The organism is Acidovorax sp. LjRoot74 (assembly GCF_964254355.1).
GTDB lineage: Bacteria > Pseudomonadota > Gammaproteobacteria > Burkholderiales > Burkholderiaceae_C > Acidovorax.
The window spans coordinates 5,055,365-5,067,765 of record NZ_CAXUTI020000001.1 but is presented as its reverse complement, the minus strand read 5'-3'; the positions used below and the strand labels follow the sequence as shown (position 1 = coordinate 5,067,765).

Sequence of the window (12,401 nt, the reverse complement as noted above, 5' to 3'; positions counted from 1 at the left end):
CACGATGGTGAAAGCCCTGAACCTTGGTCGCGATCCCGTGCAGCACATCCCCGCCGTGGTGGGCATGGTGTTCCTTGCCGGGGCCGCGCTGGTGGCCGCCACCCCGGCCCACGCGGGCCGCTCCTGCGAATCCCGCAAGCCCGTGCCGCCCCAGGTGATCGAGCGCGGCATGAAGCTGGCCGAGCAGACCTCGGCTGCGCTGGATGCCGAGCATGCCAAATCCGGCGCGCAGGTGGTGGCCCTGGCCCGCGCGGGGCAAGACCTCTCCAAGTACGGTCTGCGCTACTCGCACATGGGCTGGGCCTACAAGACCGCCGAAGGCCCCTGGCGTGTGGCGCACAAGCTCAACGAATGTGGCACGGCGGTGGGGCACCTGTACCGCCAGGGCCTGGGCGAATTCTTCCTTGACGACCTGTGGCGCTACGAGGCCGTGTATGCCGTGCCCACGCCCGAGGTGCAGCAGCGCCTGCTGGCCGTGCTGCAGGACAAGGGCCGCACCAAGGCGCTGCAGCACCTGCCCTACAGCATGGTCAGCTACGCGTGGGGCCGCAAATACCAGCAGTCCAACCAGTGGGCGCTGGAGACCCTGGCGATGGCCATGGAGCCCAGCACGGTGCGTGCGCGCGACCAGGCGCAGGCCTGGCTGCAGTTCAAGGGCTACGAACCCACGGCGCTCAAGCTCGGGCCGCTCACGCGCATGGGCGGGCGGGTCGGGTCAGCCAATATTGCGTTTGACGATCACCCCGGCGAGAAGCGTTTTTCGGACCGCATCGAGACCGTCACGGTGGACTCGGTGCTGGCGTGGCTGCAGCGCACCCAGCTGGCGGCGCCTTCGGTGGTGCTGGTGCTGAAAAATTGAACAAAAATCGGCCTTTGCGCCTGTCTGGTAAGCGGTTGTAGCTATCAAATCAGTAGTATCTGAGGAGAGAAGTCACCATGAGCAAATCACTGCGCTTGTCCGAAAAATGGTTTCGCCGGGGCCTGTGGCTGGTGGCGCTGGTGTTTGCCAGCTTCCTCATCGGCCTGGGTGGCACCATCGTGGGCGATCTGCCCAAGGTCGAGACGCCGCTGCGGGTGGACGACTTCCTCGACAAACCCGCTGCCGACAAGCTGCGTACCGAGGTCAAGGCCGCACGCCAGGCCGAGCAGGACGCGCAGACCGCGCTGGAGCAGGCCCAGCTGCAGCGCAGCAAGGTGCGCAGCGAGGTGCAGGCCGAGCGGGACAGCTTCAACAACTGGCTGTCCACGCGCAGCGCCACCCAGCGCGCCGACCAGGACCCCGAGGTGCTGGCGCGCACCCAGGCGCTGGATGTGCTCAAGCTCGCCGAACGCAAGACCCAGCAAGCGGTCGAGGCCCAGCAGCAGGCTGCCCTGGACGCCCGCCAGGCCGCTGCCGCACGGCAGGAGCAGTTGCTCCGCATGGAGGCTGACGGCTACGAGAAGCTCGCCGCCGAGCGCCGCAAGGTCGAGCTGCGCGTGTTCCTCTACCGGCTGGCCCTCACGCTCCCGCTGCTGGCTATCGCGGGCTGGCTGTTCGTCAAGCAGCGCAAAAGCACCTACTGGCCGTTTGTGTGGGGCTTCATCTTCTTCGCGCTGTTTGCCTTCTTTGTGGAGCTGGTGCCCTACCTGCCCAGCTACGGCGGCTACGTGCGCTATGTGGTGGGCATTGCCATCACGGCCGTCGTGGGGCGCTATGCCATCCAGGCGCTCAACCGCTACCTGGAGCGCCAGAAGCTGGCCGAGGCCCTGCCCGACCAGGAGCGCCGCAAGGAGCTGAGCTACGACGTGGCCCTGGCCCGCCTAGCCAAAAGCGTGTGCCCCGGCTGCGAGCGGCCCGTGGACCTGAAGAACGAGAAGATCGACTTCTGTCCGCACTGCGGTATTGGCCTGTTTGACCACTGCGGCAGCTGCTCTACGCGCAAAAGCGCCTTTGCACGGTTCTGCCACGCCTGTGGCACCGGGGCCGGCATCAAGCTGGCGCGCGAAGACTGAGGCAAGGGTGAGCACCGCACCCCACGGGCTGCGCCGCCGCGAGCTGCTGGGCGCATTGGCGGCCGCAGGTGTGCTGGGGGCCGTTTCCCTGCCTGCCCACAGCGCGCCCGGCGCGCTGATCGAGAACGTGACCCGCCTGTACCCCGTGCGGGTATCGCGGGTGGTGGTGCCCATTCGCGTGCAGGACGTGGTGCAGGCGGTGCAGCACTGGCCTGGCGCCGTGGCCGTGGGGGGCGGGCGCTACAGCATGGGCGGGCAGGTGGGCGTGGAGGGCGGCCTGCACATCGACATGCGCAGCATGAACGCCCTGGTGTGGCTGGACGCCCCCGCCCGCACGGTGCGCGTGCAGGCCGGCATGCGCTGGCGCGACCTGCAGGACCATCTGGACCCGCACGACCTGGCGGTGCGGACCATGCAGAGCTATGCGAACTTCACCGTGGGCGGGTCGGTGTCGGTCAACGTGCATGGCCGCTATGTGGGGCATGGTCCCATCAGCGCATCGGTGCGGGCGCTGCAGATCGTGCTGGCCAGCGGCGAGGTGCGCGAGTCCAGCCGCCAGCAGCATGCAGACCTGTTCCGCGCCGCTCTGGGGGGTTACGGCGGGCTGGGGGTGATCACCGAGGTGGAGCTGGACCTGGACGCCAACACCGCCATCGAGCGCAGCGTGGCCCAGGTGGCGCTGGACGACTACCCCGGCTTCTTTGCCGCCAAGGTGCGCGCCAACGCCCGGGCCGTGATGCACAACGCCGACCTGCTGCCCCCGCACTTTGACCGCGCCACCGCCGTGACCTGGGCCACCACCGACAAGCCCGTGACGGTACCCGAGCGCCTGGTGCCCCGCGGCCAGCGCTACGGCCTGGAGAAATCCGTGATCTGGGCCCTGACCGAGCTGCCAGGGGGCGACCAGCTGCAGCACAAGGTGGTGCGCCCGGCGCTGCTGCGCGGCCAGCCGGTGGCGTGGCGCAACCACGAGGCCAGCCTGGATGTGGCCTCGCTGGAGCCCGCCAGCCGCGCGCAGTCCACCTATGTGCTGCAGGAATATTTTGTGCCCATGCCCCGGTTCGCCGTTTTCACGCGGGGCCTGGCCCGCATCCTGCAGCAGCATGGGGCGCAGGTGCTCAACATCTCGGTGCGCCACGCACCGCCCGACGCCGACGCTGTGATGGCCTGGGCGCGCGAGGAGGTGTTTTCGTGGGTGCTGTATTACAAGCAAGGCACCAGCGCCGAGGCCTGCGCAGCGGTGGGCCTGTGGACGCGTGCGCTGATCGGCCTGGCCCTGGAGCACGGCGGCACCTACTACCTGCCGTACCAGCGCCATGCCACGCAGGCGCAGTTTGCGGCGGCCTACCCGCAGGCCGACCGGTTTCGCACCACCAAGGCCGTGTGGGACCCGGCAGGGCGCATGCGCAACATGCTCTGGGCGCAGTATTTGTAGGGCGGCGGACGCCGGTTGTGGGGTGCGATGCAGGCAGTCAGGCCAGCGCCACCCGGTTGCGCCCTTCGGCCTTGGCGCGGTAGAGCGCGGCATCGGCCGCCAGCAGCAGCATGTCCATGTCGGCATTGCCGCCCATGGTGGCGCTGTGCACCAGGCCAATGCTCACGGTGGCGTGCTGGGTGGGCCCGTGGCCGCCGGGGGCAGTGGCAAAGGGCTGCTGCTCCACCGCGCTGCGCAGGCGCTCGGCCATGGCGTGGGCCTCGGCGGGCGACACCCCGGGCAGCACCGCCGCAAATTCTTCGCCGCCCAGGCGGCCCAGCAGGTCCTGGGGGCGCAGCGTGCGCGCCAGGGCCTCGGCAATGCCGATGAGCAGCTGGTCGCCCGCGCCATGCCCGTGCTGGTCGTTGACCTGTTTGAAGAAGTCCACGTCCAGCATCAGCACCGCCGCTCCGGCGGACCCGCGCTGGTGGCTGGCCACGAGCCGCGCGCCCTGCTTGAGCAGGGCCCGGCGCGCGAGCACGCCGGTCAGGTCGTCGTGGCGCACGGCGTGGTCCAGGCGGCGCAGGGCCTCGGCGCGCGCGGCGCTGGCGCAGGCCACCGCCAGCGGCCCCAGCGCCAGCAGCGTGACGCCCACCCGCAGCGAGAACACATCGCCCGCATGGGCGGGCGTGAAGTTGAGCACGCCCGTGGCCACGCCTGCCATGGTCCACAGGCACACCACCAGCGACAGCAGGCTGGCGGTGAAGGCGCTGTAGCTGAGCGCGCACCACAGCAGCCCTGGCACCACAAAGGCCAGCATGCCCGGCCCGCCGATCACGGTGCGGATGCCTTCGGCCAGCAGCAGCGAGCTGATGGGCGCCACGCGCCAGAACAGCGGCATGCCCTGCAGGCCACCCTGCGGGGCATGCGGCGGGTCGTCGGCGCGCGGCGCGGCCAGCACCACGGGCACGATGAGCATGTAGTTCATCAGGTCGGTGCTGAACCACAGCGAGAGCAGGTCCGTCCAGGGGGCGTTGAAGTACACCGGCGCGGCGCCGCAGCCCGCCAGCGCGCCCACGGTGCTGGCCACCAGCGCCGCCAGCAGCAGATACAGCGCCGAGGCCGTGCGCTGCAGGCGCCGAATGCTTTCGTCCAGCCGGCGCAGCACCAGCCAGCCCGCCGTGGCGCCCAGCAGGTTGGCCGCGTTGAGCCACAGGGCCATGCCCCAGGCGCTGCCCGTGACCAGGTCGGCCGCCACATAGCCCACCGCCGCCGCCGCCCAGGCCGGTGGCCGGGCGAGGTGGGGGTAGCGCACCAGCAGGCCCAGCAGCAGCGCATTGGCGGGCCAGAACGCCGACAGGAACCCGATGGGCCGCGCAAAGATGCCCACCAGGCAGGCGCCAAAAATCAGCAGCCCCAAGGCCAGCCAGGCCAGCGCGGGCGGCATCGGCCGGGGGAGAGCAAGGGTGCGGAGCATGGAGGTGGGCAGCGGGCGGTGGTGGATTGTCTCCGCAGCCGGTGGGCAGGCCGTGGGGTGCCACAGTATGTTGAAACATTTGTTGACAATTGCCAACAGCCCGAGGGACGTGTCCCGTGGTTTTACTGCGCGTCTATGGCGCGTCTATGGCGCGTCTATGGCGCATTTATGGCAGCTTGCGCCTGATGGTGTTGACTCTGTTGCTATCAAATTTGCATGGTGTGGGCGCACCTTTCGGCGCAGCGGGGCGGCCTGGCCCCGCTCAGCGCCGCTGCCAGCGCTGCCGCCACTGGCGCTGGACCACACGCGCCACACGCCAGGCCCAGGTGGCGCGGGCGCGTGCCAGCACGGCGTGCTTGGCGCGTGTCAACTGTGCATAGGCCCAGGCAAACCAGCGCAGCTGCATGAGCGCAGGCTGGGTGAGGGTGAACAGCCGCGCCACCACCGCCGTGCCCACCACCTTGGCCAGCACGATCACTAGCATGCCCAGCACCACATGCCCGCGCCCGATGGCCCACAGGGCCAGCAGCTTGACGGGCAGCAGCAGGACCGTGGGCAGCAAAAACAGCGCCACGGCCGCCCACGGCGGCAGGCTGCGCACCCAGCCCTCGATCCAGCGCAGCCCGGGCCAGCGGCCGATGCGCGCCAGCAGCTGCTGCAGCGGCACCCAGCCCCACTCCTCGAACAGGATGACCAGGGCCAGCACACCGCTGGCCAGGCCCGCCGCCATCCGGCCAGGCCAGCGCAGCAGGGAGTGCAGGATTTTTGGAATGATTTTGGCCTTTTCCGACTGATGGATAAGCCTTTTAAGCTATCAAATATATAGCTAATGCAGCCGGGGTTACGCCCTTACACACCCCGCGCCCGGTCGGCCTTGAACTGCACACGGAACTGGGCAAAGGTGCCCGCCTCCAGCGATTCGCGCACCTCGCGCATCAGGTTCAGGTAGTAGTGCAGGTTGTGCACGGTGGTGAGCATGGGGCCCAGCATCTCGCCGCAGCGGTCCAGGTGGTGCAGGTAGGCACGACTGAAGCCTTCGCGCCCGCCGTCGTCCCACGGCACGCCCGAGCTGCCCGCACACGCGTAGCAGGTGCAGCTGGTGTCCATCGGCTTGTGGTCGGCCTTGTGGCGGGCGTTGCGGATCTTCAGGTCGCCAAAACGCGTGAACATGGTGCCGTTGCGCGCGTTGCGGGTGGGCATCACGCAGTCGAACATGTCCACGCCATCGGCCACGCCCTGCACCAGGTCCTCGGGCGTGCCCACGCCCATCAGGTAGCGCGGCTTGTGCGCGGGCAAGCGGTGCGGCGTGTGGGCCATGATGTCCAGCATCTCATCCTTGGGCTCGCCCACGCTCACGCCGCCCACGGCGTAGCCGGGGAAATCCATCTCCACCAGGCGCTCCAGCGACTCCTGGCGCAGGTGCTTGAACATGCCGCCCTGCACGATGCCGAACAGCGCGTTGGGGTTGTTCAGGCGGTGGAACTCGTCCTGGCTGCGCCTGGCCCAGCGCAGGCTCATTTCCATGCTCTTGCGTGCCTCGGCCTCGGTGGTCTTGTGGCCCTTGGTCTCGTACGGCGTGCACTCGTCGAGCTGCATCACGATGTCGCTGTTGAGCGTGGTCTGGATCTGCATGCTCACCTCGGGCGACATGAAGAGCTTGTCGCCGTTCACGGGGCTGGCAAAGGTCACGCCTTCTTCGGTGATCTTGCGCATGGCGCCCAGGCTCCAGACCTGGAAACCGCCCGAGTCGGTGAGGATGGGCTTGTCCCACTTTTCAAAGCCGTGCAGGCCACCAAAGCTCTGCATCACGTCGAGGCCCGGGCGCATCCACAGGTGGAAGGTGTTGCCCAGGATGATCTGCGCGCCCATGTCGTGCAGGCTGCGCGGCATCACGCCCTTGACGGTGCCATAGGTGCCCACGGGCATGAAGATGGGGGTCTGCACCACGCCATGGTTGAGCGTGAGCTGGCCACGGCGGGCGTGGCTGGAGGGGTCGGTTTTGAGAAGGTCGAACTGCAGCATGATGGGGCGCATTGTCCCAGACGGGCTTGCCTGATCTGCTTCAAGGGTATGGGCTGGTGTTTGCGCAGGCCGTCGCTACACTGGTCTGCACTGACTCACTCAAGGAGAACACCATGCTCAAGATCCTCATCGCCGTGGATGGTTCGGAACTCTCCCTGGACGGCGTACACCACGCGCTGGCCCTGGTGCGCCAGGGGCTCCAGGCCACCATGGTGCTGGCCAACGTGCAGGAACCCGCCACGCTCTACGAGCTGGTCACCACGCGCGACCCCGACCTGATCGCCGCCGCCAGCCTGGAGGCGGGCGAACACCTGATGGCCCCGGCGCGTGCGCTGCTGGAGGCGGCTGGCATTTCCTACGAAACCGATGTGGGGGTGGGCGATGTGGCGCACACGCTGGTGGACATGATCGAGCGCTCGGGCTGCGACATGATGGTGATCGGCGCCAAGGGCCAGGGCGCGCTCAGCAGCGCACTGCTGGGCTCGGTATCGCAGGAGGTGGCCCACGCCAGCCCGGTGCCCGTGACCATCGTCAAGCATGCCGAGGTGCTGGAGGGTGTGGAGGGCGATGTGGCAGAGGATGCCGAAGCCTGAGGTGCTTCTCGGAGGCCCAAAACGATCAGGGCCGCTGTGCGCGGCCCTGAGGAGAGGCGGAAGAGAAAGGGATTGTGGGCTCAGGCTGCCTTGCGGAACGGCTCGGCCGCAGGGCGCTGCAGCTTGCCATGGGGCAGGGTGGCCAGGCGCGAGAACATGCGGCGCACATAGCCGCGCACCCACAAGCATTTGTTGAGTTCGTCCACGGGCAGCGGGCCCGACACCACCACGATGTCGTTGGCCACGTCCTGCGCCCCGGCCGCGCGCAGGCGGCGGCGCGTGTTGTTGGCCCACGACTGGATGCGCGTGGGGCTGCCATGCTGGTGCACCTCGCCCGTGTGTTTGTCGAACGCAATGGCGACGGTGTCGGTCTTGAGCTTGAAGCGGCGTTCACCCGTGACGGCGCTGGGCGCCTCGCGCATGTCATACAGGTAGTAGCTGCCTGCCTTGAGCTGGTATTGCATGTCCATGGGTGTGTTCCTCTCTGGGCGCATTTTCGAGGGTGCACGCACAAGGCAATGGCTGGTATTGCGGCCAAAAAGCCGCGCTTATCGGAGGTGTGGCGGGATCGCCGTGCCGGTGTTGGTGCGCGTGCCATTGTGGCGGCGCGTCGGCGCCATTCCCGGAAACTTGAGAATGATGTCGTAACGAGTTGTGAGCGAATTCGGGTGCCCACTCTTGGCCGTGCCTGGCAATGCACGCGGCCATCGAAACCGGCACGCACCAAGCGAGGGCAGCCGAGCAAGGGCCGCCCCGCAGCGAGGGCTGCGTCCCCCTTCCCGAATGGCGCAGCCATTGGAGAGAAGGGGGAAGGCGCGCAGCGCCTCAGGGGGATGTCTCTGCTAAAAATCCACCAGACTCAACCCCACGCTGAACACCGTGCGCTTGCGGTTGTAGTCGATCATGCTGTCGCCATAGCCGCTGAACAGCGCGGTGTGCAGGCGCAGGTTGCTCTTGCTGCCCCACAGGCCGCTGCCCAGTGTCTGCATCCATTCGAGCCGCACCGAGCCCCGGTCACTGCGGGCCAGGGCGCTGCGGAAGGTGGCGCCCAGGGTGTTGTCCTTGTTGGCGTTCCAGAACACCGCCAGCTCGCCCCGGCCGACATAGTCGCTGATGCCGGGGTTGTCGTCGCTGTCGGCGCTTTCGGACAGGCGCTTCCAGACCTTGGCGTTCACGCTCCAGCGGTTGTCCAGCTCCATGCCGGTCATCAGGTAGACGCGGTTCCAGCTGCGCGACAGCGGGTTGCTCTGGCCGTTGGACTGGTGCACCAGTCCGACGCCGCTGTAGCGCCACTTCCAGCCCAGCGGCAGCTGCGCCGTGGTGGGGTAGACATACATCACCTCGGGTTCGTGGTCGGTGGTGCGGAAGGGGCGCGAGATCTGGGGGCTGAACAGCTGCCAGTACGACTGCTGCGAATAGCCGAACCACACCGAATCCTTGAGCGTCGGATGCCCCTGGGTCAGCAGGCCCTGGGCGATCTTGGTGCGCACCGACAGCTGGATGCGGTTCTCGGTGCGGCGGTAGGGCGTGGAGGTGAGGGCCGAATGGTCCGCCGCGTCCGATGTGGGCTGGCGGTTCACATTGCTCGACGCCACCACCGACACCGTGATGGGCCGGTAGCCCCGGAAGCTGAAGGTGCCGCAGTCGCTGCCCGACTCCAGTTCCCAGAAGCGCGAGAGGTCGCTGTACTGCGGGTCGCGGCAGCCCTCGGTGCGCGCCACCTCGATGATGCGGGTGGCGGGCAGCGTGGTGTCCACAGGCGCAGGCACGGCGGTGGCGGTGCTGGCGGCATCGGCTGCCGAGGCGCCGGGGGCCTTCCAGCTCTGCTCGGCGGCCCACTGGTCAAAGCAGGCCAGGCGCGCCTGGTTGTCGCCCGGCAGCGCGGTGCAGCGGCGCCAGGCGCTGTCTGCTCCGGGGGCTGCGGCGGGCGTTGCCTGTGCCCACACGGCGCCTGCCGGGGCCAGGGTGGCCAGCACCAAGGCTGCCGCGCGGTGCAGGGGGCCGAAGGGCGTGGCCACGGTGGCGGGCGTGGGGGCGGACATCACTGCCATCCCGCCTGCCGGCGCATCACAAACGGAATGGCTGCGGGAGCCGGGGGCGTGGGGTGGGCGTTGTTCCATGTTCCGCGTATTTCCTTGCCGCAACTTCCATCCACCACCCGGCCTGTCCAGGTGGCGCTGATGTTCGTGCCGTTGATCGATTCTTCCAGAGTCAGGTCGCCGTCGTCCACATCGCCGCTGACCTGGGCGGTGGCGCTGCCGCGCTGCGTGGTGCCACGCACACTGTGTGCCAGCTCGGGGTGGGGGCCCAGCTGCAGCACGGCGGTGGTGGGGGGCGGCGGGGTACCGCCCTCTGCGGCCGGGGCCCGCAGCTCGGCCAGCCAGCGGCCTTGCAGGTGCTGGTGGTCCATGTCGGCGGCTGCCGGGCAGGCGGTGCTAGTTTTTGAGTTTTTTTGGCCGTCTGCGCGCGCTGGATAAGCGCCAATAGCTATCAAAATAATAGCTATTGGCAGTCCCAGCTGGGGCAGGCGGGCGGGGCGTGTTCGGGGCATGTGCGGGGCAAGTGGGCGTTCAGGTCAGTGCGTGGCCTTCAGGCGGCAGGGGGTGCGCCAGCGGCCAGCGCCTTCTTTGCGGCAAATTCGGCGCGCAGGGCCTTGAGCTTTTCGCGCGGATCTTCGCGGGCGGTGGTCTTGTCCAGGCCCATCTCGGCAATGAAGCGGCTGGGCTGGGCCGCCACCATCTCGCGGCCCTTCTTGCGTTTTTTGGTCCAGCTCACGGCCAGGGTGCGCTGGGCGCGGGTGATGCCCACGTACATCAGGCGGCGCTCTTCCTGCAGGCGCTGCAGCGTGTCGTCGCTCACCTTTTGCTGGCGGCCTTCGTCGTCGTCGAGCTTGAAGGGCAGCATGCCCTCGGTCACGCCCACCAGCACCACATGGGGCCACTCCAGCCCCTTGCTCGCGTGCAGGGTCGAGAGCGTGACCATGTCCTGGTCCTTCTCGCGCTCGCTGATGGTAGAGAGCAGGGCGATGGTCTGCGACACCTCCAGCAGGCTCTTGGTCTCCTTGGCCACCACGGCGCCTGCCGTGTCGTCAATCTGTCCGCCCGCGCGCTGGGCCATCCAGTCGCAGAACTCCATCACGTTGCTCCAGCGCGCGGCGGCCACCTTCTCGCTGTCTTCGTTGTCGTACAGGTGCTGCTCGTAGCCGATTTCCTTGAGCCAGTCGTTCAGGAACGTGCGGGCATCCTCCGCCCCATGCACACGGCGGGCGCTGTACTCCAGGTAATTGATGTAGCGGCCAAATTCGTGCAGGCCGTCCATGGCGCGCTTGGGCACGGCCGCAGGCAGCATGCCGTTGAACAGCGCGCCAAACATGCTTTGCTTGTGCTGCGTGGCAAACGCGCCCAGCGATGCCAGCGTGGTGTGGCCGATGCCGCGCTTGGGCGTGGTGATGGCGCGCAGGAACGCCGGGTCATCGTCGTTGTTGATCCACAGGCGGAACCAGGCGCACAGGTCCTTGATTTCGGCGCGGTCAAAAAAGCTCGTTCCACCCGACACCTTGTAGGGCACGTTGGCCTTGCGCAGCGCTTTTTCAAAAGGCTTGGCCTGGTGGTTGGCGCGGTACAGGATGGCAAACCCCTTCCAGTCCGGCGGCGGGTTGCTGGCTGCGCGCAGGCTCTGGATGCGGGCCACGGCGCGCTCTGCCTCGTGCTCTTCGTTGTCGGCGTCGATCACACGCACCGGCTCGCCTTCGCCCAGCTCGCTGAACAGCGTCTTGGGAAAGAGCTTGGGGTTGGGCCCGATCACGTTGTTGGCCGCGCGCAGGATGGCGCTGGTGGAGCGGTAGTTCTGCTCCAGCTTGATGACCTTGAGGTGCGGGTAATCGACCGGCAGCTTTTTCAGGTTGTCCAGCGTGGCACCGCGCCAGCCATAGATGCTTTGGTCATCGTCGCCCACGGCCGTGAAGTGCCCGTTGGCGCCCACCAGCAGCTTGAGCAGCTCGTACTGCGTGGCGTTGGTGTCCTGGTATTCGTCCACCAGCACGTGGCCCAGCGCCGCCTGCCACTTGGCGCGCACTTCTGGGAAGTCGCGCAGCAGGCGCAGCGGCATGCCGATCAGGTCGTCAAAGTCCACGCTCTGGTAGGCCGCCAGGCGCTCCTCGTAGCGCGCCATCAGCGTGGCGATGATGCGTTCGTTGTCGTCTGCCGCCTGGGCCAGCGCCTCGGCCGAGGTCAGGCCCATGTTCTTCCACTTGCTGATCACCCACTGCCACTGGCGCGCGGTGGCCATGTCGGTGGTGCCGCCCGAGGCCTCCTTCAGGATGCCCGTCACGTCGTCGGCATCCAGGATGCTGAACTGGGGCTTGAGGCCCAGCACATGGCCGTCCTCGCGCACCATGCGCACGCCCAGCGCGTGGAAGGTGCAGATCAGCACGTCCTTGGCGCGCCGGCCGATCAGGTGCCCGGCGCGCTCGCGCATTTCCGACGCCGCCTTGTTCGTGAAGGTGATGGCCGCAATGCGCTTGGGGTCCATGCCCTTTTCGATCATGTGGGCGATCTTCATGGTGATCACCCGCGTCTTGCCCGAGCCCGCGCCCGCGAGCACCAGGCAGGCCCCATCGGTGTAGTGGACAGCCTGGAGCTGGGCGAGATTGAGACCGGCAGACATGGGGGCAGGGGGGCGCGGAACGCAGAAAAAAGAAAGGGAATCGGGGAGGGCGGGCCAGGACGGCGGCGGCAGGGGCGGGCCCCGCTGCGAAGCGCGCAATGATACCGGCGCGCCCGTGCCAGCCACCGGCCTGGGGGCTCTGCCCCGGGCTGACAAGGCGCTGACGGACGGGTGTGCAGCAAGGGCCGTGGGCTGGCCGCTCCGGGAAACCCCGCTAGGGGCTTTGTTTTTGCAATTT

11 protein-coding genes are annotated in these 12,401 nt (G+C 68.0%); 4 read left to right on the top strand and 7 right to left on the bottom strand.

What is annotated here, in order from left to right; translation table 11 throughout:
• The first annotated feature begins 4 nt into the window (after positions 1-4).
• From ACSQ3O_RS24040 to ACSQ3O_RS24030, 3 genes are all read left to right on the top strand, one after another.
• Complete coding sequence (locus tag ACSQ3O_RS24040) at positions 5-859, top strand: DUF2145 domain-containing protein (protein WP_436140713.1); 855 nt, start codon at positions 5-7, stop codon at positions 857-859.
• A gap of 77 nt (positions 860-936) precedes the next feature.
• Entirely contained in the window at positions 937-1,992 is a 1,056-nt protein-coding gene (locus tag ACSQ3O_RS24035; protein ID WP_436140712.1) for a serine endopeptidase, read from the top strand.
• 7 nt (positions 1,993-1,999) lie between these two features.
• Entirely contained in the window at positions 2,000-3,427 is a 1,428-nt protein-coding gene (locus ACSQ3O_RS24030; RefSeq protein WP_436140711.1) for an FAD-binding oxidoreductase, read from the top strand.
• Positions 3,428-3,464: 37 nt separating this feature from the next.
• Here ACSQ3O_RS24030 and ACSQ3O_RS24025 read toward each other — a convergent pair whose 3' ends face one another.
• From ACSQ3O_RS24025 to tgt, 3 genes are all read right to left on the bottom strand, one after another.
• Positions 3,465-4,883, bottom strand: coding sequence for a diguanylate cyclase (locus ACSQ3O_RS24025; protein ID WP_436140710.1), 1,419 nt, complete (start codon positions 4,881-4,883; stop codon positions 3,465-3,467).
• Between the two features lie 262 nt (positions 4,884-5,145).
• Positions 5,146-5,613 (bottom strand): hypothetical protein, encoded by a 468-nt coding sequence (locus ACSQ3O_RS24020; protein WP_436140709.1) that lies wholly within the window; start codon positions 5,611-5,613, stop codon positions 5,146-5,148.
• Between the two features lie 119 nt (positions 5,614-5,732).
• Entirely contained in the window at positions 5,733-6,905 is a 1,173-nt protein-coding gene (gene tgt / locus ACSQ3O_RS24015) for a tRNA guanosine(34) transglycosylase Tgt (RefSeq protein WP_436140708.1), read from the bottom strand.
• Positions 6,906-7,018: 113 nt separating this feature from the next.
• Between tgt and ACSQ3O_RS24010 the strand changes: the two genes are divergently transcribed.
• Positions 7,019-7,498: a universal stress protein gene (locus ACSQ3O_RS24010; protein WP_436140707.1), complete on the top strand. Its 480-nt coding sequence runs from the start codon at positions 7,019-7,021 to the stop codon at positions 7,496-7,498.
• An 80-nt stretch (positions 7,499-7,578) separates the two neighbouring features.
• Here ACSQ3O_RS24010 and ACSQ3O_RS24005 read toward each other — a convergent pair whose 3' ends face one another.
• From ACSQ3O_RS24005 to ACSQ3O_RS23990, 4 genes are all read right to left on the bottom strand, one after another.
• The gene (locus ACSQ3O_RS24005; protein WP_008903515.1) at positions 7,579-7,968 is read right to left on the bottom strand and encodes a hypothetical protein; all 390 of its coding nucleotides are present in this window, start codon (positions 7,966-7,968) and stop codon (positions 7,579-7,581) included.
• 372 nt (positions 7,969-8,340) lie between these two features.
• The gene (locus tag ACSQ3O_RS24000; protein WP_298453369.1) at positions 8,341-9,540 is read right to left on the bottom strand and encodes a phospholipase A; all 1,200 of its coding nucleotides are present in this window, start codon (positions 9,538-9,540) and stop codon (positions 8,341-8,343) included.
• Positions 9,540-9,908, bottom strand: coding sequence for a hypothetical protein (locus ACSQ3O_RS23995; protein ID WP_436140706.1), 369 nt, complete (start codon positions 9,906-9,908; stop codon positions 9,540-9,542). Before ACSQ3O_RS23995 ends, ACSQ3O_RS24000 begins: the two co-directional genes overlap by 1 nt.
• 179 nt (positions 9,909-10,087) lie before the next feature.
• The gene (locus ACSQ3O_RS23990) at positions 10,088-12,163 is read right to left on the bottom strand and encodes an ATP-dependent helicase (RefSeq protein WP_137747591.1); all 2,076 of its coding nucleotides are present in this window, start codon (positions 12,161-12,163) and stop codon (positions 10,088-10,090) included.
• Between the last annotated feature and the right edge of the window lie 238 nt (positions 12,164-12,401).